General features: G+C 57.1%; 19 protein-coding genes. 8 read left to right on the top strand and 11 right to left on the bottom strand.

Translation table 11 applies throughout. From position 1 onward, the window contains the following. Positions 1-23 precede the first annotated feature (23 nt). Positions 24-866: a tryptophan 2,3-dioxygenase gene (locus BA177_RS05840; RefSeq protein ID WP_068614094.1), complete on the bottom strand. Its 843-nt coding sequence runs from the start codon at positions 864-866 to the stop codon at positions 24-26. A 188-nt stretch (positions 867-1054) separates the two neighbouring features. Here BA177_RS05840 and BA177_RS05835 point away from each other — a divergent pair, with 188 nt between their 5' ends. From BA177_RS05835 to BA177_RS05820, 4 genes are read left to right on the top strand one after another with little or no spacing between them, the layout of a single operon-like run. After that, a complete protein-coding gene (locus tag BA177_RS05835; protein WP_156762711.1) occupies positions 1055-5884 on the top strand; it encodes an NAD-glutamate dehydrogenase in 4830 nt (1609 codons plus the stop codon). Positions 5885-5915: 31 nt separating this feature from the next. Further along, positions 5916-6656 (top strand): 2,3-diphosphoglycerate-dependent phosphoglycerate mutase, encoded by a 741-nt coding sequence (gene gpmA, locus BA177_RS05830; protein WP_068614089.1) that lies wholly within the window; start codon positions 5916-5918, stop codon positions 6654-6656. Continuing rightward, a complete protein-coding gene (locus BA177_RS05825; protein WP_068614086.1) occupies positions 6656-7195 on the top strand; it encodes a gamma carbonic anhydrase family protein in 540 nt (179 codons plus the stop codon). Before gpmA ends, BA177_RS05825 begins: the two co-directional genes overlap by 1 nt. A 16-nt stretch (positions 7196-7211) precedes the next feature. Continuing rightward, the gene (locus tag BA177_RS05820) at positions 7212-7976 is read left to right on the top strand and encodes a COG3904 family protein (RefSeq protein ID WP_068614082.1); all 765 of its coding nucleotides are present in this window, start codon (positions 7212-7214) and stop codon (positions 7974-7976) included. Between the two features lie 3 nt (positions 7977-7979). Here BA177_RS05820 and BA177_RS05815 read toward each other — a convergent pair whose 3' ends face one another. The 3 genes from BA177_RS05815 to BA177_RS05805 all read right to left on the bottom strand — a co-directional run bounded on the left by BA177_RS05815 (position 7980) and on the right by BA177_RS05805 (position 11379). Beyond that, positions 7980-8879: an acyl-CoA thioesterase gene (locus BA177_RS05815; protein WP_068614079.1), complete on the bottom strand. Its 900-nt coding sequence runs from the start codon at positions 8877-8879 to the stop codon at positions 7980-7982. 70 nt (positions 8880-8949) lie between these two features. Further along, a complete protein-coding gene (locus BA177_RS05810; RefSeq protein ID WP_068614076.1) occupies positions 8950-9693 on the bottom strand; it encodes an SDR family NAD(P)-dependent oxidoreductase in 744 nt (247 codons plus the stop codon). 45 nt (positions 9694-9738) lie between these two features. Continuing rightward, positions 9739-11379, bottom strand: a complete 1641-nt coding sequence (locus BA177_RS05805; RefSeq protein WP_068614073.1) for a 3-(methylthio)propionyl-CoA ligase — start codon at positions 11377-11379, stop codon at positions 9739-9741. Positions 11380-11523: 144 nt separating this feature from the next. Here BA177_RS05805 and BA177_RS05800 point away from each other — a divergent pair, with 144 nt between their 5' ends. Next, positions 11524-12495, top strand: a complete 972-nt coding sequence (locus BA177_RS05800; RefSeq protein ID WP_068614070.1) for a carbon-nitrogen hydrolase family protein — start codon at positions 11524-11526, stop codon at positions 12493-12495. Here the strand turns inward: BA177_RS05800 and BA177_RS05795 are convergent, their stop codons facing one another. Together BA177_RS05795 and BA177_RS05790 are read right to left on the bottom strand one after the other, a co-directional pair. Then, positions 12496-12678 (bottom strand): PLDc N-terminal domain-containing protein, encoded by a 183-nt coding sequence (locus BA177_RS05795; RefSeq protein WP_068614068.1) that lies wholly within the window; start codon positions 12676-12678, stop codon positions 12496-12498. An 11-nt stretch (positions 12679-12689) separates the two neighbouring features. Beyond that, a complete protein-coding gene (locus tag BA177_RS05790; protein ID WP_082990282.1) occupies positions 12690-13181 on the bottom strand; it encodes a MaoC family dehydratase in 492 nt (163 codons plus the stop codon). Positions 13182-13400: 219 nt separating this feature from the next. On the opposite strand from BA177_RS05790, the gene BA177_RS05785 reads away from it, so the two are divergent. Continuing rightward, positions 13401-14003 (top strand): nucleotidyltransferase family protein, encoded by a 603-nt coding sequence (locus tag BA177_RS05785; protein ID WP_068614065.1) that lies wholly within the window; start codon positions 13401-13403, stop codon positions 14001-14003. Position 14004: 1 nt separating this feature from the next. On the opposite strand, the gene BA177_RS05780 is transcribed toward BA177_RS05785, so the two are convergent. The 5 genes from BA177_RS05780 to moaA form a co-directional block, all read right to left on the bottom strand. Beyond that, the gene (locus tag BA177_RS05780; protein ID WP_068614062.1) at positions 14005-14433 is read right to left on the bottom strand and encodes a molybdenum cofactor biosynthesis protein MoaE; all 429 of its coding nucleotides are present in this window, start codon (positions 14431-14433) and stop codon (positions 14005-14007) included. A 1-nt stretch (position 14434) separates the two neighbouring features. Continuing rightward, on the bottom strand, positions 14435-14680 hold the full coding sequence (locus tag BA177_RS05775) for a MoaD/ThiS family protein (RefSeq protein WP_068614059.1): 246 nt from the start codon (positions 14678-14680) through the stop codon (positions 14435-14437). Then, complete coding sequence (gene mobA, locus BA177_RS05770) at positions 14677-15270, bottom strand: molybdenum cofactor guanylyltransferase (protein WP_197493356.1); 594 nt, start codon at positions 15268-15270, stop codon at positions 14677-14679. The genes BA177_RS05775 and mobA overlap by 4 nt, the downstream gene beginning before the upstream one ends. Beyond that, complete coding sequence (gene moaC, locus BA177_RS05765; RefSeq protein WP_068614053.1) at positions 15263-15739, bottom strand: cyclic pyranopterin monophosphate synthase MoaC; 477 nt, start codon at positions 15737-15739, stop codon at positions 15263-15265. Before moaC ends, mobA begins: the two co-directional genes overlap by 8 nt. Positions 15740-15814: 75 nt before the next feature. Then, on the bottom strand, positions 15815-16870 hold the full coding sequence (moaA, locus tag BA177_RS05760; RefSeq protein WP_068618971.1) for a GTP 3',8-cyclase MoaA: 1056 nt from the start codon (positions 16868-16870) through the stop codon (positions 15815-15817). A gap of 406 nt (positions 16871-17276) precedes the next feature. Between moaA and BA177_RS05755 the strand changes: the two genes are divergently transcribed. Both BA177_RS05755 and BA177_RS05750 read left to right on the top strand, forming a co-directional pair. Next, positions 17277-18479 (top strand): acyl-CoA dehydrogenase family protein, encoded by a 1203-nt coding sequence (locus tag BA177_RS05755; RefSeq protein WP_068618969.1) that lies wholly within the window; start codon positions 17277-17279, stop codon positions 18477-18479. A 17-nt stretch (positions 18480-18496) separates the two neighbouring features. Further along, complete coding sequence (locus tag BA177_RS05750) at positions 18497-19627, top strand: acyl-CoA dehydrogenase family protein (RefSeq protein WP_068614050.1); 1131 nt, start codon at positions 18497-18499, stop codon at positions 19625-19627. Positions 19628-19663 lie beyond the last annotated feature (36 nt).

Here is a 19663-nt window from a genome sequence, read left to right as displayed (position 1 = left end):
CGCAATTGGAGAAGCGTCGTCAGCTAGCTGCCAATCTCCGTGCGCACCTGAATCAGCTCGGCGAATAATTCGATCTCCAACGCCTTCTTCAGGAAGGAGACCCCTGATGAGCCGCCCGAGCCTGTCTTGTGGCCGATGATGCGCTCAACCGTCTTCATGTGGTGAAACCGCCAGAACTGGAAATTGTTCGCCATATCCATCAGGGCTTCGCACATTTCATAGCTCGCCCAGTCATCGCGCGGATTTTCGTAGATCTCGCGCAGAACAGCGACAACATCCGGATGGTCATTACGTGCCTGGCTGAAGTCACGTTTGAGAACGGCGGCCGGCACCGCGCGACCCTGACGGCTCAGATATGCCAGAAACTCGTCAAACAACGCCGGCATCTGCAAAGCGTCTTCCAGGCGCTCATGCCATTCCGGCTGTTGCTCGTAGACTTTGAGTATTGAGCGGCTCTTGTTTCCCATGAGAAACTCGAGCAATCGGTACTGAGGTGACTGAAACCCGGACGCGCGACCGAATACATGGCGAAACTGCGCATATTCGCTTGGCGTGAGTGTGTCGAGCACAGTCCACTGGTTATACATCTGATTCTGGATGTGCTTTACACGGGCCAGCTTTTTCACCGCCATCGGCAAATCATCGGCGCGCAAATCATCCATTGCCGCCTCGATTTCGTGAATCGCCAGCTTGATCCAAAGTTCGGCAACCTGGTGCTGCACGATAAACAGCATTTCATCGTGATGCGCTGGGCTGCTGAGCGGAATTTGCGCATCGAGCAACTTATCGAGCTGCAAATAGGCCGTATAATCGCTTTCGCGATCAAGATTGGTGTGAATAGAAGGTTCTAACTTTCGCCGTTTCATGACTGTACTCGCACAATGAGCACGCATTGTAGGCACTTTCTGCGGCAAAACCCACGCTAGATCTTGCTATTTTCCGGCACAGCAAAAACAGTGCCTTGTACCTGTGGAAATCGGGCGTCGATCCGGTATAGAGTCACGCCAGATCGGATATTCCCTACCCTCTTAGCCTCTGTCCGGAGTGCCATAAAGTGTCCAATAGGCAACAACGTCGCGTGAGCGATCTGACGGATCAATTGCTCGACCAGATTATTGCGTCAAAACCGAAGTCCAAAGCCCTTGCCGAACGTAAACAGATCAATGCCTGGTTGCGTCAGTATTTTGGCAACGTGCCCGTCGAGGATCTGCAGAACCGAACGGCAGAAATTGTCGCTCAGGCTGCAATGTCACATCTCGATTTTGCGATGCAGCGCAAGCCAGGCAAACCGTTGTTGCGCATTTTCAATCCGAACAGCGACGATCATGGCTACGACTCGGCATTCACGATCATTGAGATGGTCAATGACAACATGCCGTTCCTGGTGGATTCCGTTTCCGCCGCGATCTCGCGCTCCGATCTGACCATACATATGACCGTGCACCCGGTCATGCGCATCAGCCGAACCCCCGGTGGACGGCTGAAAACCGTCCACGACCTGAAGTCGGATGCCGGCAAGGAAGAATCCTTTATCCGCTTCGTCATTGATCGTGAACCTGATCCGCAACACTTGCGCATACTTGAACACGAAATCCTGAAGGTACTGGCTGACGTCCGCGCAGCCGTTCGGGACTGGCGGGCAATGCGCGACAAGATGCGCGATGCGCAGTCATCACTCGACAACGGACCGGCGGGATTCGACGAAGAAGTCCGGCAAGAAAGCCGCGAGTTACTCGAATGGATGGCCGACGACCACTTTACGTTCCTTGGCTACCGTGAATATGAGCTGCAGAAGCGTAGCGGCAAGTTGCTGTTAAAGGCTGTCAAGGGCAGCGGTCTTGGGCTCCTCACCAACGAAGAAAGAGGTGGTCGCACCGTCGAACTCAGCAATGTCATGCGACGACACGCGAACTCGAAAAATTGGCTGATCATCACCAAGGCCAATTCCCGCTCCACCGTGCATCGTTCAAGCTACCTTGACTACGTCGGCGTCAAGAAATTTGACAAGAAAGGCAACCCTGTTGGTGAACTTCGCTTCATAGGCCTGTTCACGTCGGTCGCTTACAGTGAGAGTCCCCGCAATATTCCGTTGCTTCGGCTCAAGGTACAACGTGTGCTCGAACGGTTGCATGTCGATCCGTCCGGGCATCGGGGAAAGTCACTGCTACATATCCTCGATACCTTCCCGCGTGACGAGTTGTTCCAGGGTACCGTGCATGACCTGGTCCGCACCACTATCGGCATCCTGAATTTACAGGACCGCCACAAGGTCAAGTTCTTCCTGCGCCGGGATGCCTTTCGGCGATTTTTCTCGTGCATCGTCTACGCACCCCGCGAAAAATACACCACGGCGGTACGACGCCGTATCGAACAGATACTGCTGACTGCGTTTGACGGTCATTCGGTCGACACCAGCGTGCAACTTTCTGACTCACCGCTCGCGCGCGTGCACCTTATTGTTCGAACCAACGAAGGCGACAGGCCACGAATCAGCATTCGACGTATCGAAGATCAGATAGCCAATGCTGTCGTAACCTGGCGCGATCGCCTGCGTAATGAATTGATTTTGAAGTACGGTCAGGAAGAAGGCCCCATCCTGTTTCGGGAGTATGGGGAAAGTTTCCCTGCCGCCTACGAAGCCGATCTCGACCCCGCCACTGCTTGCCTCGACGTAAAGCGAGTCGATGGGCTGTTAAAAGGCGAGCACAACAATTATCTGCTGCTGTATCGCCCGCAAGATGCGGTGGAAGGACAACTTAATTTCCGCACGTTCTGCCCTGATCAGCCATTACTGCTCTCCAACGTTCTGCCCATCCTGGAAGACATGGGCACTGACGTTTACAGCGAACGCCCCTACCGGATCAAGCTTCGCAGCGGCGCGCATTTCTGGATACAGGAATTCGCCCTGCACTACCCCAGGATTGACGAGCTCAACCTCGATGACGCGGCAGCACGCTTTCAGGATGGCTTTCACAAGGCGCTGCAAGGCGAAACCGAGAATGACGGCTTTAACAAGCTGATCCTGCTCGCCGGGCTCGACTGGCGGCAAACATCACTGGTTCGTTGTTACGCGAAATACCTGCAGCAGCTCGGCATGCCATTCAGCCAGAATTACATGGAAAGTGTGCTTGCTGACTACGCCGGTGTCGCACGCAGCCTGGTCGAGCAGTTTGAATTGCAGTTCGACCCGGCGATCAAGTCATCCAGCCGTGAAGAAAAATTGCAGACGGTTATCGGCACAATCCAGAGAGCAGTTTCTCGCGCGCGCAATCTTGACGAGGACCGTATTCTCACCGCCTTTGCCGGCGCGATGAGCGCAACGTTGCGCACCAACTACTATCAACGCGATGCTGAAGGACAGATGAAAAAATGCCTGTCCATCAAGCTGGATCCCAGCCAGCTGCCCGAAGCGCCGTTGCCCAAACCGCGGTTTGAAATTTTTGTTTATTCGCCGGCCGTGGAAGGTGTCCACCTCCGCGGTGGCGCGGTGGCCCGCGGCGGACTCCGCTGGTCTGACCGCCGCGAAGATTTCCGTACCGAAGTGCTCGGCCTGATGAAAGCGCAGGTTGTCAAGAACACGGTCATCGTGCCAACCGGCGCCAAAGGCGGCTTTGTGCCGAAACGGCTGCCCGCCGGCGACCGCGATACGGTAATGAAAGAGGTTATCTCCTGCTACCAGACGTTCATACGCGGCCTGCTGGACGTCACGGATAATGTCGTCGACGGCAAAGTCGTACCACCACCGGCCGTGGTGCGCCGCGATGGCGACGATCCCTACCTTGTGGTTGCCGCGGACAAAGGCACTGCGACGTTCTCTGACATCGCCAACGCGATATCGATTGAGTACGGCTTCTGGATGGACGATGCCTTCGCCTCCGGCGGTTCCGCAGGCTATGACCACAAGAAAATGGGCATCACCGCGCGTGGTGCGTGGGAAGCCGTGAAACGGCACTTCCGGGAAAAAGGCATTAACACGCAAACCGATCCGTTCACCGTCGCCGGTATTGGCGACATGAGCGGCGACGTTTTCGGCAACGGCATGTTGCTGTCACGCAAGATCAAGCTGGTGGCGGCATTCAACCACGAGCACATATTCCTCGATCCAACACCGGACATGGCAGCCAGTTACCGTGAACGGCAACGGCTGTTCAAACTGCCGCGTTCCAGCTGGGCAGACTACAGCGAACGCCTGATATCGAAAGGCGGCGGCATCTTTTCGCGCCAGGCAAAACAAATTCGTCTGTCACCCGAAATCCGCAAACTGCTGGACACCAAAGCGACCAGCATGCAGCCACTTGAACTGATTCGCACGATCCTGAAGATGCCGGTTGATCTGCTATGGAATGGCGGCATTGGCACCTACGTCAAGGCAAGCAGCGAGAGTCACTCGGACGTGGGCGATCGCAATAATGATGCTGTGCGGGTCAATGCTGACCAGCTGCGCTGCCGCGTAATCGGCGAAGGCGGTAACCTCGGCATGACCCAACGGGCGCGAATCGAATACAGCCTCAAAGGTGGCAGAGTCAATACCGACTTTATTGACAACTCCGCGGGTGTCGACAGTTCTGACCGCGAAGTGAACATCAAGATACTGCTACGTGCTGCAGAGCAGGAAAAAGGCCTCACTCGAGCTGCCCGCAACAAGCTGCTGGTCGAAATGACTGACGACGTAGCCGCATTCGTCCTGCGCAGCAATTACCTGCAAACGCAGGCAATAAGCATGATGGAAGCACGCGCCCGCGAACGCCTCGACGAATCTGCACGCTTGATCAGTAACCTGGAGAAGACCGGTCTGCTGGATCGTGAGCTTGAGTTCCTGCCCAACGAAGTTGAGATTGACGAACGCCGTCAGCGTAAACAGGGCCTCACTCGCCCGGAACTTGCCGTTGTCCTCAGCTACGCCAAGATTGATCTGTACAACGGTCTGGTTGCCTCGACATCCTCCTTGGAAGACTTCCTGACTACCGATCCGCAACGTTACTTCCCGCCGCTGTTGCGTCGACGTTATAAGGACCTGATTCCGACGCACCGTCTCAGCCGCGAAATACTGGCAACCTTGATCGCCAATAATATTGTCAACCGCATGGGCCCGGTATTCGTCAAACGAGTGCAGCAGGACACCGGTGCCTCCGCAATGACGATCGCGCGGGCTTACATCGTGGCCAGAGAGATCTGTGCGGCCACGGTCGTCTGGCGGACCATCGAAGGCCTCGATAATCAAGTATCCGCAACAGTGCAACAAACCATGTTGTTTGATATCAGCCGTACCTTGCGTCATGCCTGTTATTGGCTGATCGAGCGTTTCGGCGAGGATCTCGACATCGTCGAAGCCGTCGAACGCCTCAAGGCTCCGATGCAAACGGTATACTCACGGGCCAACAGCATTGTTGTAGGTTCCGGCAAGAATCGGCAGAAAACCACAGCGGCCGAACTCAGCTCGATGGGCGTGCCGGACAAGCTGGCCAAGAAGATGGCAGCCCTGTTGCTCACGCGCGGCGGTCTGGATATCGCCGATCTGGCCACCGAGATGAACGCGGACGTCATGGCGACAGCAAGTATGTATGCGCGCCTGAGCGAGCACCTGGGTATCGTCTGGCTGCATCGCCGGGTCGAGAACCTGACCGTCGAAGGTCGATGGCAAGCGATGGCGCGCAGCAATTTGCGCGATGAGTTTTATCGTTGCCGCCGCGACCTGGCAGCACGCATCTTGCAAAACGTTGGTGACAAGACACCCGCAGAGGAATACGAGAGTTGGCTAGCCGCCAATGCCAACGGCGTGAAGAAGTTCGAATCGATCCTCGCGGAAATGAAGCTGCGTGCAGAAGTCGATTTCGCCACGTTATCGGTAGCTGCCCAGGAATTGCGCAAACTCGTTGCAGAATAAAACTGCCAAAACATTTCACTACGGAGTAGATATGCCCGGCAAACTCATATTGTGTCGCCACGGACAAAGCGACTGGAACCTCAAAAACCTGTTTACGGGCTGGACCGACGTTGACCTGACGGATTTGGGCAGGAGCGAGGCGAAGGCGGCAGGCGTCGCCGTCCGAGAGCTCGACTTCACCATTGATGTTGCCTATACGTCGTTGCTGAAACGGGCCATACGCACGTTGTGGTTGATGCTCGATGAGATGGATCGCATGTGGATTCCAGTCATTCGCGACTGGCGACTGAATGAACGCCACTACGGTGCGCTGCAGGGACTGAACAAGGCAGAAACTGCCGCAAAGTACGGTGACGAACAGGTACATGTCTGGCGCCGCAGTTACGCCACTCCGCCGCCGCCGCTGGAGGCTGACGACGACAGGCACCCTGCGCACGATCCCCGTTACGCGGGTATTGAAGGCCTGCCGGCCACCGAATCACTGGCAACGACGCTCGAGCGAGTCAAACCCTTCTGGAACGAGTGCATCGTGCCGGAACTGAAAGCCGGGCGTAACGTCCTGATCGCCGCACACGGCAACAGTCTGCGTGCGCTGGTCAAAATGCTGGACAACGTCTCTGAAGAAGAAATCACCGGTTTCAATATTCCAACAGGGATCCCCATCCTGTACGAACTCGACGACGATCTGCAGCCATTGTCACGGCGCTTTCTTGGCGACCCGGACGCCGTTGCCGCCGCTGCCGCTGCCGTCGCAAACCAGGCCAAAGGCTAGTGATCTACCGTCTTGGAGAATCATCACCGGTATTCGAGGGTGACGGCCACTTCGTGGCCCCGGACGCAAATGTTATCGGTAAAGTCCGGTTGGGCGCCCGCTGCAGTGTCTGGTTCGGCGCAACGATTCGCGGCGACAACGACTGGATCAACATAGGCGCTGACAGCAATATCCAGGACGCGTCCGTCGTCCACACGGACCCGGGTTTGCCCGTACAAATCGGAACCGGCGTTACCGTTGGTCACCGGGTCATGTTGCACGGCTGCACTGTTGGCGACGGCAGTCTGATAGGAATAGGCAGTTCGGTACTGAACCGGGCGAACATAGGCAAGCATTGCCTCGTCGGCGCGCATTCGCTGGTCACCGAGGGCAAACAGTTTCCCGACGGTGTCCTGATACTGGGCTCACCCGCGCGCGTGGTCCGTGAACTCGATGACGATGAGTTAGCGCTGTTGACCGCTTCCGCCGCCAGTTACACGGCGAACAGTCGCCGCTTCCTGGAGCAACTGGCGGATACCCAACGGCCCACTGACCACTGACCGCGGCGCAACCCGGATGCGCTGCCGACTGTTACCCGCACTCGTTTTTCTCGCTGGCGCCGGCCATGCCGCCGAGGTGGATATTCTGCGCACGGCGCCACCGACAGGCATTTACATCGAGACTGACTACCGTCATCCCGACAGTGCACACTGCGACTGGTACTACACCGCAAAAGATTTTCTGCGGGAAACCGCCATTGTCAGCGACCGGCCCTGCCCCGTCGTAGTCCGGTTGCGCGGCATACTGAGTCGCCAGGGTGCCTTGCTGTTTTCCCAAGTCACCCAGCGTCTCGCCGACTGGCCAGCCGAAGTAAGCCGAATAGTCCTGAATTCCCGCGGCGGTGATTCCACAGCAGCATTCCAGATCGCGCGCATTATCCGCGAGCACGATGTTTATCGTCGTCAATTGCCCGGAGTCACAACCGCGCTGGATGAGTCTGAAACAGCTGTTTGTTTCAGCGCTTGCCTGATCGTGTTTGCGGCCGGCTTCGAACGCTACGCTGTCTTCGATGAATATGACGACCCGGCATTGCCATCCAGGCTGGGGATCCATCGACCTGGGCAATACAACCCGGCACGTGGTCGTTACGACAGCAGCGATAACAATCGCTATATACAGGGGGTCCGCAAACAGCTGACCGACTATTTTGCAAGCGTAGGTGTCAGCAGCCAACTGGTCGATGAAATGTTTGCTGTGCCGTTCGACGATATCCGCTTGTTAACCGAGTCCGAGGCGCTCGAGTTCAAGCTGGTAACACGTGCGCAGCCATTGCCAAATTAACCGTCATACCTGGGTGCGCGGGTTCGATCGCTTGTTGCCCGAATCATCGTTCACGACCCGGACCAGGCCCTCTTGCGCTGAGGAAGCCACCAAAACACCGTTGGTATCGAAGAACTGTCCTCGCGCGTAGCCGCGTGCACCGGCCGCGTTGGGGCTGTCCATCGAATACAACAGCCATTCGTCAACTCTGAACGGACGGTGGAACCAGAGTGCGTGATCGAGACTCGCCATCATCACGTTGCCACGACCGAAGCGCAGTCCGTGTGGCAATGTCGAGGTGCCCAGCAATTCGTAATCCGACACGTAGGCCAGCAAATTCTGATGCAAGGCGAGCTCATCCGACAACGTGTCCACCGCACGAATCCAGACTTGCCGAACGGGATCCAGGACTTCTGGAACGTCGAACCTGATGGGCTGCACTGGGCGGAACTGGAATGGTCGCTGATCCGTCAGGAACCGGCGCATTTTCTGCGGCAACTTGGCGAGCGTTTCCGGCGGAATGTCACTTAAGTCCGGCAACCCGTCCGGCGCCGGAACGTCCGGCATGCCGGCCTGATGCTCCAGTCCATCTTCAGGCACGTGAAAAGACGCCGCGAAATTGAATATTGGCCGACCATGTTGAATCGCGACCACGCGCCGTACTGAAAAACTGCCGCCATCACGTGACCGATCGACTTCGTAAATAATCGGTGCTTCAACATCACCGCGACGCAAAAAATACGCGTGCAGCGAATGGGCTACGCGGCCTTCGACAGTGAACTGCGCGGCTGACAATGCCTGGCCAAGGACCTGGCCACCGAAGACCTGCGCGCTGCCTATATCGCGGCTTTCGCCGCGAAAAATGTTGTCCTCTATTCGCTCGAGCTGCAACAGGTGCAGCAGGTCTTCAAGTACTGAATGCATCGAACAAGGTCCGTGGAAAGTTTCGCTTAGTCTAGCGAAGTCGCAAAGACCTTTCGCGACTATCGTGCCATCAACGTATTCGACCGCCGTCAACAGCAATACCACTGCCGCTCACGAAAGTCGCGTCGTCACTGGCCAGGAACAGAACCGCCTTGGCGACATCAAGCGCTTCGCCCAGCCGGCGCGCCGCTGATCGCTCAATACAAAAGTCCCGCAATGACTTGTCATCACTGAAAACCCGGCGGCTCTCAGGGGTCATCAATGCCCCCGGCTGCACGTAGTTTACGGTGATCCCGAACGGTCCGGCATCGACGGCCAGCTCGCGAAGCAATCCGGCAAGTGACTCTTCCGCTTCCTGAACCAGCAATTCGGCATCGCGACCGAAGGCGCTGCGTAACATGCCGACCACAATGAAGCGCCCGGCCGGGCTGCGTTTCATTCGTGGCAAAGCGGCAGCAAATAACTGCCGTATTCCTGTCAGCCGCCCCTGCAACACTCCAGCATGGGTCTCGGCATCCTGCAATGGCGGTTGTACCTGCAGACCTGTGCTGATTACGATGGCATCCAGCCCACCCAGCTGCTTTTCCGCCGCGGCTACAGCTGCAGCCGCATGCTCGTCACCGTCAAACCGCGCCGCCAGTCCGGTCGCACCACTGACATCACGGTACCGGGTCTCTATATCACTGTCCGCCCGGTCCACCGCGACCACGCTCGCATCATGGCGTACCAGCGTACGTGCTATGGCTTCGCCAATGCCGTTGGCACCACCACACAGCATCGCACGAACGCCGAATAATCGGCCGCTATCCGCCATTGTTTGATCTCCTGCTCCGTAAAGCCCTCATAAGCGGCTCCGAAGCTAGTTTGTTGCGTCCGCGAAAGTAAACTCTGCAAACTGTTCGCGCAACTTGGTTTTCAGGATTTTGCCCGTTGCTGTGTGCGGAATTTCGTCCACGAAGACGACATCGTCCGGCACCCACCAACTGGCAATCTTGCCATCCAGGTATTTCAGTATCTCGTCACGCTCTGGATTTCGACCTTCCGATTTCACGACGATCAGCAACGGCCGCTCGGACCACTTTGGGTGTTTGACGCCGATGACCGCAGCCTCGGCAATATCCGGGTGGCCGACTGCCACGTTCTCGATTTCTATCGAACTGATCCATTCGCCACCCGACTTGATGACGTCCTTGGTCCTGTCGGTAATGTTCAGATAACCTTCGGCATCGATGGTCGCGACATCGCCTGTATTGAACCAGCCGTCATCACTGTGTGATTCGCCGCAGTCATCCAACTTGAAATAGCCGCTGCAGACCCATGGGCCACGGACCTGCAAAGCACCGAATGCGACGCCGTCCCACGGCAGCTCGGTTCCGGCATCGTCAACGATCCGCATCTCGACACCGAACAGGCCGCGACCCGCTTTCGCCTTCAGCTTGACAAGTTCTTCGCCGGCGAGATCTTCCATGCCCGCTTTCAGCGTGTTGACTGTCCCAACCGGACTCATTTCAGTCATCCCCCAACCCTGACAGGTGACGACATCGTGCTTGTCGCGAAATGCGCGGATCATTGAACGCGGCAGCGCGGCACCGCCTATCACGGTACGTTGCAGACTGTTGAGTTTCTTGCCGGCTTTCTCAGCGTATTGCAGCAGAGCCAACCACACAGTTGGTACGCCCAGTGCGACGGTAACTTTCTCGGCTTCCATCAGCTGGTACAGGGCTTCGCCATCACCCATCTTGGGTCCCGGGAAAACAATCTTGGCACCCACCATCAGTGCCGAAAACGGCGTGCCCCAGGCATTGACATGAAACAACGGCACTACCGGCAGCATCGAGTCACGGTTCGAAAGGCCCAGCGCGTCCGGGGTATTGCAGGCATAGGCATGCAACAGCGTAGAACGATGGCTGTAGAGCACACCTTTCGGATTTCCCGTCGTACCGGAGGTGTAGCAAAGACCAACCGCCTCGTTTTCATCGAGCTCCGGCCAATCATATTTGTCATCACAATCCGCGATAAGCGCTTCATAGCAAACGGTGTTTGCCAGTGTTGTTTCCGGCATGTGCGCCTCATCCGACAGGACGATATAACCCTTCACGCCAGGTGTTTGCGGCGCAAGCTTTTCCAGCAACGGCAGAAACATCGGGTCAGTGATTATCCACTGATCTTCGGCATGATTGATGATAAAAACCAGTTGCTCGGGAAACAGTCGCGGATTCAGCGTATGACAAACATAACCCGCGCCACCGATGGCGTAATAAGCCTCAAGGTGCCGGTAATCATTCCAGGCCAGGGTGGCGATTCGATCGCCTTTCGCAATTCCCAGTTTGTCCAGCGCATTGGCCAGCTGGCGGGTACGGCGGCAGCAGTCCCGGTAGGAATAACGATGAGTCGGATCGTCAGCCGTAATCGACACAATCTCGCGTTCAGGAAAATTGCGCTCCGCATGGCGCAAAATCGAAGACACCAACAACGGTGTATTCATCATCAGACCTTGCATACCCACCCCTTTGGTTTCCGTTTTCTGTGGCAACAATGGACATTTAACAGGCCAATGCGCTGTGACTGCAAGCATTGTCGGCAACGGCGGATGCTATGCTGACAGCAAGTTCCCGATCCGCTCGCCTGCTGCCAAGGAGTATCAATGGTCGCCCGCCATCCCCACACACTGACTGTCGGCCTGGCACAAATTGCGCCCTGCTGGCTGCGCCGGGACGCAACCCTCGACAAGGTCGGCGTCTGGCTCGAACAGGCAGCGGCAGAAGGCTGCGAGCTTGTTGTATTTGGTGAAGCACTGGTCCCTGGCTACCCGTTCTGGGTTGAACGCACGGACGGCGCTCGCTTCGATTCCCGCCTGCAAAAGGAACTGTACGCGCACTACGTTAACGAGGCGGTGGACATAGCCGCAGGGCATCTCGAGCCGTTGGCGGCGCTGGCCGCGAAACGGGGAATTGCCGTTTACCTCGGGGTTATTGAGAAAGCCGCGGACCGCGGCCATAGCCTGTATTGCTCTGTGGTGTACATCAATGCGAATGGCAAGATCGCATCTGTACACCGCAAACTGATGCCGACGTACGAGGAGCGCCTCGTGTGGTCTTGCGGCGATGGTCACGGCCTGCGTACCCACCCGCTGGGTGCATTTACCGTTGGCGGCCTGAATTGCTGGGAGAACTGGTTACCGCTCGCGCGCGCGGCTCTCTACGCTCAAGGAGAGGACCTGCATGTCGCAATCTGGCCCGGCAGTCAACGCAATACTGAGGACATCACCCGCTTCATCGCTAAGGAAGGCCGGTCATTCGTGGTTTCTGTCAGCGGCTTGATGCGTGCAGAAGACATCGATCCGGCATTGCCGCATTTTGACACGCTCAAAACAGCATGCCGAGGCAATCTGGCGGACGGCGGTTCCTGTATTGCGGCCCCGGACGGCGCATGGCTGTTAGCGCCCGAAACCGGCAGCGAGGCTCTGCGTATCGCCACACTGGATCACCGGCGGGTACTTGAAGAACGTCACAACATGGACCCTGCCGGCCACTATTCCCGACCAGACGTTACCCGCCTGACTGTAGAACGAAAACGCCAGACGACGGCCGAATTCAACGGCGACGAAACGCTCTAGTCAGGGTTTCTTCGGCCCGGCCAGATACCAGAGCAGCAAACCCAACACTGGCAGCAAGATGACAACGGCAATCCATATAACCTTGCGGGCGTCACTCGCGCCTGATTGCGCGATTTGCAGTACAGCGTAGATATCGGCGAGCAGAATCAGCAAACCGAAAAAAGAAGATATTTGAACCTGCATGAAAATCTCCCTTATGATTCTGGCGTTGTTTGCTCGCCTTCAGGCGAATCGAAAAAGTACATTCCCAACGTCTCTGCAACACAGGCAGGCTTGCGTTCGCCTTCAACTTCAACGCGAACCTCGGACGACAGGTGCAATGCGCCAGCACGTTGTCGCGCCTGCACGATAGTTGCTCTTGCGCGCACCCGGCTGCCCACCGGAACCATGGTATAGAAGCGCACCTTGTTGCAGCCGAAATTGATGGCACGTGCAAGATTCTCGAAACTGACAAACTGCTGTGTCAATGCGGGAATCAGAGACAAGGTGAGGTAACCATGCGCGATAGTCTTGCCTTCCGGCAGCTCTTTTGCTGCGCGCGCTGTATCAACGTGTATCCATTGAAAATCGCCGGTCGCTTCGGCGAATTGATCAATGCACTTCTGATCAACAACGGACCAGTCCGACAAGCCGATCTCCTGGCCTTCCAGTGCCTTGGCATCTTCAAATGATCTAATCGTATGCAAACTCAAATCCCCGGTTTGTCGCAAGACGTTGCCGGTTACATCGGCAATCAGGTTGACAGGAATACACACATGCAGACAACAGGGCAAGTGCCGAACAATCGCTACGTCCGTATTGGCCGTGTATCCCGAGGCAACTATACTGCCCGGATGTGCCTGACGCAGCTTTCTCTTTCTATCTGATGCTTGCAGCACCCTGTCTTTGCTGGCGCGGGCATGTGCATGCGTGACAAATCACTGCCGCTATTCGCACTGGTGCTCGCTGCCGGGCAGTCACAGCGCTTCGGTACGCCGAAACAACTGGCGACCATTGGCGAGCAAACGCTTGTTGAGCACGCTGTGCGTGAAGCAGAAGCGGTTTGTGGCGAACACACTATGCTTGTTGTTGGCAATGCTGCCGAGGCCGTGCACAGGGCCGCCGCCCCACTCGCTGGGTTCCTGGTTTGCAATGATCGTTACCGCGACGGCATTGCGAGCTCAATCTGCACCGCTGTCGCAGCGGTACAGGGCATCGCGGCAGGCGTTTTACTAGTGCTCGCAGACCAGCCACTGGTTGGTCGTGACCATCTGACACGCCTCAAACAACGTTGGTGTCGGGAACCGCGGCGCGTGGTAGCCAGCCGTTATTCCGGAACCCTGGGTGTACCGGCGATCATTCCAGCCGAACTGTTTGACGATTTACTCGCGTTGCGCGGCGACCAGGGCGCACGGGCGCTGATATCCGCTCAAGGTGAGCATGTCATTGCCATCGATTGCGCAGCCGCCGCTGTGGACATCGACCAGCCATCTGACCTTGCTGATCTTACCCGTAGCCCTGGCCGCTAGATCAGGCGTGTGCCGCGCAGCGTTCGCAGTTGACCCAGCCGCTATCGCCGTTGGTGTAGTGCTCTTTCTTCCAGATCGGCAGTCGGACCTTAACCTGGTCAATGATGTAGCGACAGGCATCGAAAGCGGCATCGCGATGTGCGGCTGAGACTCCGACCCAGACGGCGCAATCGCCGATCTCCAGCAATCCGGAGCGGTGTACGCAACGCGCGTGCAGTACGTCGAACTTTGCCATCGCTTCCTGTATAACGCGCTCACCTTCCTTTACGGCCAACGGTGCGTAGGCCTCGTATTCGAGACGCAGCACAGACTGCCCGTCATTGTGATTGCGTATCCAGCCTTCGAAGCCGGCGTATGCGCCCGCCGCCTGATCCAGCAATGCTGTTCGCAGCTGTTCCGGGTCTATCGTCGATTCAACCATCGTCATCATGTCAGCCACCTGCAACCGGTGGGAACAGTAAAACGGTGTCACCGTCCGTCAAAACGCTGTCCCAGCTCGCCATTTCATCATTAATCGCCACTTTGCAATGCGCCAACGGTTCGGCCGAACCGTGCCTGTCATGCAACTCGCGAAACAGATCGGCGGCGGTCGCGGCGCTTGTCGTAACACGCTCCTCGGTCTTGCCGGCGTTCTCGCGAAACATGGCGAAATACCGAACTGTAAGTTCTTTGCTCATTGCGCTACCTGCAGATCACTGCGTGCGAGGTCATCGGGTGTATTCATGTTATCCAGTGCATTGGCATTCGGCTGGTTTAGCAAACAGGTATCGGATCGAATCATGATCTTGCGTGGGCAAACGATTCCCTGCGCCACGAAATCGTCAATTATCGCGCGCGCAGACGGTTCGTAGACCGCGCACAGAGGTTCCGGAAGCTCATTGTGACTGCTGCGAAATGCGCTAAACGGCTGCGCAGCGTTACGCGATTCAACAAGAAAGCCGAGTGTACGGTCATCGATGTTCGGCAGATCAACCGCCACCACCAGCCAGGCTGCCTGAGGGTCCGTATCCATCGCCGACAAGATACCTGCGACCGGTCCAAGGTCGTCATATCGATCGACAATCTGCGGAAAGCTCGCGCGTTCGGTTTCGTCCCGCAACGCCTTGCTCGTCGACACGTAGGCTGCCGACGTGAATTGACCAAGCAACGCCATCGTGTAAGCCAGCTGGCTGCGCCCGTCATGCAGCAATAGCGCTTTGTCGCTACCCATCCTGCGGCTTTGTCCACCGGCAAGCACTAACCCTTTGAGTACCGGCGCGTCATTCACTGTGATAGTCCTTTTTGCCGCCGGTTTTCGCGATCAAGCGAGTTTCCGTAATGCGAATCTCATGCGACAGCGCTTTGCACATGTCGTATACCGTCAACGCAGCCACGGTTGCGCCCGTCAGCGCTTCCATTTCCACGCCCGTACGGTGATTGACCTTGCAATGGCAATCAATAACAGCGCGACGTTCCTCATCCAGGTGTATTTCGATCGCGCAATTATCAAGGCCCAACGGGTGGCAAAACGGTATCAGCTCGTGCGTGCGTTTTGCGCCCATCACACCGGCGATGATTGCCGTTGCGAATACCGGCCCCTTGGCCGTCTGAATATCGCCATCGGCAAACCGGGCAGCGACCTCCGCGGGAAACTCGACCAGGGCCCGCGCATGTGCTTGTCGGGCGCTTGCGGTCTTGTGGCTGACATCAACCATCGTCGGTCGGTTTTGCTCGTCAATATGGCTTAACTTGCTCATCAATAGATCTCTTACTCTGTATCAAGGCGTGTGCGACGACCACTCGCCGCAGGAAGATTGTCGAGGTTGACGACTTCAGCCACCCATCCGGTACATTTCAACTTTGCGCAATGGCGCTTCAGTGACAGTTTCGCGCCCACGCAACTCACTGTAACGGTCATTTCGCCGTAACCAGACATTCTGCAACAGAGCGCGAAGTTCGTCATCGCTGGCACCGTTGCGCAACAACTCGCGAAGCGGAGTCCCTACGGTCGCAAACAAGCAGGTATACAGGACCCCGTCGGCCGACAAACGTGCACGACTGCAGTTGCCACAGAACGGTTCCGTGACAGAGGAAATGAAACCAATTTCGCCACCACCGTCAGCATAGCGATAGCGACTGGCCACTTCGCCGGCATAGTTGGGATCCACTGGCGCAAGCGGCCAGCGTGCATGGATCGCTGCCAACAGCTCTCGCGATGGCACGACCTGATCGAGTCGCCAGCCGTTTCGATTGCCGACATCCATGAACTCGATCAGCCGAACGATATGGCCGCTGCCGCGAAACCGTTCGAGCAAATCGAGGACCGTATGCTCGTTGACGCCGCGTTGCACAACCGCGTTGATCTTGACTGGCGTCAAACCGGCCGCTGCCGCGGCATCGATACCGGCAAGCACGGTGTCGAGCTCACCGCGACCGCCACTCATACGGTGAAAGAGCTCGGCGTCCAGGCTGTCGAGGCTGACTGTCACCCGGTCGAGTCCGGCGTCAGCCAGTGCTTGTGCGTACCGTTTTAGCAGCGTGCCATTGGTCGTCAATGCCAGATCTTCAACGTCGGGCAACGCGCGCAAACGTGCAACCAGCGCCGGCACATTTTTCTCAAGCAGCGGCTCCCCACCCGTCAAACGCAGCTTGTTCACTCCGAGGCTCACCGCGATGCCGGCTATCCGCACTATCTCGTCATGACTCAGACGCTGCTGCCGCCGCAAGAACTGGTAGTCCTCGTTATAGGTACTTTCCGGCATGCAATACGGGCAACGAAAGTTGCACTGATCAAGCAGCGAGATGCGCAAGTCGCGCATTGGTCGCTTGAGTTTGTCCACGGGCCCGGACGACACCGGTGCCTCGCTGGCAGGAGGGAGGGAGCTCATGCGGGTATTCTGCACCATTCGCCCGGAGCTGATAAGCGCAGTGTAGAGCGTTCACATTGGCAGCGCATGCTGCCAGTCACGCACGAAACTCGTCAGAACGGGCCCCTGTGGTGCTCGGTATGGCTTGCCGCGGCGGCGTCTCCGCTGCCTGCCGGTCGGGTATCCGACGTTTAATTTATCCAATCAGCTCAATAGTTTGCCGTCCGCCCGCCCCGGTTGTGCGCTGCAACATAGGTCGATATACTGCTGCTCCGAACACGTCCTTGGTACCGTAAGCCCTGAGGGTACCGGCGGGACGCGCCGCAACATGCAAGACTTGCCAGTATCCGGTACCCACACCGGAATGCCCTTCCGGGCGGCTGCCTGGCAACGTTCCGGCAATGCCGACAATCAGCGGAGTCAATCGATGCACGTAAACCTGACCGACGACGAACTGGCCTTTCAGGAAGAGGTTCGAACTTTCTTCCGCGAGCAATACCCTGCCGATATCCGCGCCAAACAGGACAATGGCGTGCAATTGACGCGTGAAGATTACGTGCGCTGGCAGAAGATCCTCCATCAGCGAGGCTGGGCGGCGATCAACTGGCCGGTTGAGTACGGCGGCACCGGCTGGACGCCGGTCCAGAAGTACCTGTTTGAAAATGAAATAGCGATGGCCAATGCACCGGACATGGTGCCGTTTGGGGTAAAGATGGTGGCGCCCATCATTTACACTTTTGGCAGCGAAGAACAGAAAAAGCGCTTTCTGCCCGACACTCTCGCCAGCAATATCTGGTGGTGTCAGGGCTATTCCGAACCGGGTTCCGGTTCTGATCTAGCATCGTTGAAAACCCGCGCAGACCGCGCAGGCGATCACTACGTCATCAACGGCACCAAGACCTGGACGACGCTGGGACATTTCGCGGACTGGATATTCTGTCTCGTGCGTACCAACAGTGATGTTGCCCGGCGCCAGGAAGGCATCAGTTTCGTGTTGGTGGATATGCAGACCCCGGGAGTTACGGTGCGCCCCATCATCACCATCGAGGGCGAACGTGAAGTCAATGAAGTCCACTTTGAGAACGTAAAAGTACCTGTCGAAAACCTGGTCGGGGAAGAAGGCAAAGGCTGGACGTACGGCAAGCTCCTGCTGCAGCATGAACGCACCAACATTGCAGGCGTTGCACGTTCGAAGTACCGCCTCAGCAAACTACGGGAAATAATGGCGCAATCCGTTCACGGTGGTACACCGCTCGCCGAAAACAAGAATTTCGCGCGCAAGCTGGCCGCCGTGGAAATCGACCTGCAAGCGCTCGAATTCACTGAATTGAGAACACTGGCAGCCGTCGCTGTCGGCAAGGCGCCAGGCCCGGAGTCGTCAATACTGAAGATCAAAGGAACAGAAATTCAGCAGGCGCTGGATACGCTGTTTATGGAAGCGGCTGGATATTACGCATTGCCCAACCTGCCGCAGCAGTTCACCGCCGAATACCCGGTCGACGAACGAACGGGCTTCGGTTCGGAAACGCTCTCGGCATTGCGCTATTTCAATAACCGCAAAGCATCGATCTACGGCGGCTCGAACGAGATACAGAAAAACATCGTTTCCAAGCACGTGCTTGGGCTCTGAACTGACAGGACGTTCTTATGGATTTCTCAATCACCGAAGAACAGTCGATGCTGGCGGACAGTATTGCTCGCTTTATCGACAATGATTACAGCTTCGACAAACGTATGGCGATTGTCGAAAGTGACGATGCTTTCAGCCAGCAAGTTTGGCAGAACTGCGCCGATCTCGGCTGGACAGCCATGTTGTTCAGCGACGCCGATGGCGGCTTCGACGGCGGTGCAGTCGAAATGATGTTGATGATGGAACAGTTCGGACGTGGCCTGGTGGTCGAACCCTTTCTTGCCAACGTAATTCTTGCCGGCGGCATCCTAAAGCGGCTGGCGAGTGCCGAACAAAAAGCCGATTGGCTTGCGGGTATCGTTGACGGCAGTCGCCAGGCAGCGCTGGCATTTGCGGAACCGCACGCGCGATACGACATTGCCAATATTGCAACCAGTGCGAACCGAGAGGGTGACCAATGGGTTCTGAATGGCTCGAAAGCATTGGTCCTGAACGGCGGCGCTGCCGAGTTGATTATCCTGCCAGCGCGCACCTCTGGCGAACAAACCGCGCAATCGGGTATCTCGCTGTTCGCCATTGACGCCTCAGCAGCCGGAGTAACGCGAAATGCGTACAAGACCGTGGATGGTCACGGTGCCGCGGAGATCGTTCTGAGCGACGTGAAAGTCGCTGACAGCGCCTTGCTCGGCAAGCCGAATGAAGGTTATTCGGCCCTCGCCGAAACCGTCAATGACGGAACGCTCGCGGTTTGTGCTGAAGCGGTTGGCATTATGCGCACAATGCACGACAAGACAGTGGACTATACAAAGCAGCGTGTGCAGTTCGGCGTGCCTATCGGCAGCTTTCAGGCACTGCAACACCGTATGGTGGACACGCTCATGGCCTGTGAACAGGCCAAGTCGTTGCTGCTGCGCAGCGTCATGCTTAGTGACGCCGGAAGTCCGGAAGCTGGCGCCGCCATCAGCGAACTCAAGTACCTGATCGGCACGTCCGGCCGCAAAGTTGCTCAGGAGGCCGTGCAGATACACGGCGGCATGGGCATGACCTGGGAGCTGGATATCGCGCACTTTTTCAAGCGCATGACCGCCATCGATATATTGTTCGGTGACAGTGACTTTCATCTGGATCGCGCAGCCGCCGCAAAATAGCGCTGGCCAGCCCGGGAACCGGAACTGAAACGAGGC

Origin of the sequence: Woeseia oceani (assembly GCF_001677435.1) — a bacterium.
Lineage (GTDB): Bacteria > Pseudomonadota > Gammaproteobacteria > Steroidobacterales > Woeseiaceae > Woeseia > Woeseia oceani.
Note: the sequence above shows the minus strand (reverse complement) of the source record. Positions and strands in the feature narration are given on the sequence as shown.

Coding starts and splice junctions, on each gene's coding strand:
- BA177_RS05840 (WP_068614094.1), bottom strand. CDS start 866: ATGAAACGGCGAAAGTTAGAACCTTCTATTCACACCAATCTTGATCGC.
- gpmA (WP_068614089.1), top strand. CDS start 5,916: ATGCCCGGCAAACTCATATTGTGTCGCCACGGACAAAGCGACTGGAAC.
- BA177_RS05820 (WP_068614082.1), top strand. CDS start 7,212: ATGCGCTGCCGACTGTTACCCGCACTCGTTTTTCTCGCTGGCGCCGGC.
- BA177_RS05815 (WP_068614079.1), bottom strand. CDS start 8,879: ATGCATTCAGTACTTGAAGACCTGCTGCACCTGTTGCAGCTCGAGCGA.
- BA177_RS05810 (WP_068614076.1), bottom strand. CDS start 9,693: ATGGCGGATAGCGGCCGATTATTCGGCGTTCGTGCGATGCTGTGTGGT.
- BA177_RS05805 (WP_068614073.1), bottom strand. CDS start 11,379: ATGCAAGGTCTGATGATGAATACACCGTTGTTGGTGTCTTCGATTTTG.
- BA177_RS05800 (WP_068614070.1), top strand. CDS start 11,524: ATGGTCGCCCGCCATCCCCACACACTGACTGTCGGCCTGGCACAAATT.
- BA177_RS05795 (WP_068614068.1), bottom strand. CDS start 12,678: ATGCAGGTTCAAATATCTTCTTTTTTCGGTTTGCTGATTCTGCTCGCC.
- BA177_RS05785 (WP_068614065.1), top strand. CDS start 13,401: ATGCGTGACAAATCACTGCCGCTATTCGCACTGGTGCTCGCTGCCGGG.
- BA177_RS05780 (WP_068614062.1), bottom strand. CDS start 14,433: ATGATGACGATGGTTGAATCGACGATAGACCCGGAACAGCTGCGAACA.
- BA177_RS05775 (WP_068614059.1), bottom strand. CDS start 14,680: ATGAGCAAAGAACTTACAGTTCGGTATTTCGCCATGTTTCGCGAGAAC.
- moaC (WP_068614053.1), bottom strand. CDS start 15,739: ATGAGCAAGTTAAGCCATATTGACGAGCAAAACCGACCGACGATGGTT.
- moaA (WP_068618971.1), bottom strand. CDS start 16,870: ATGAGCTCCCTCCCTCCTGCCAGCGAGGCACCGGTGTCGTCCGGGCCC.
- BA177_RS05755 (WP_068618969.1), top strand. CDS start 17,277: ATGCACGTAAACCTGACCGACGACGAACTGGCCTTTCAGGAAGAGGTT.
- BA177_RS05750 (WP_068614050.1), top strand. CDS start 18,497: ATGGATTTCTCAATCACCGAAGAACAGTCGATGCTGGCGGACAGTATT.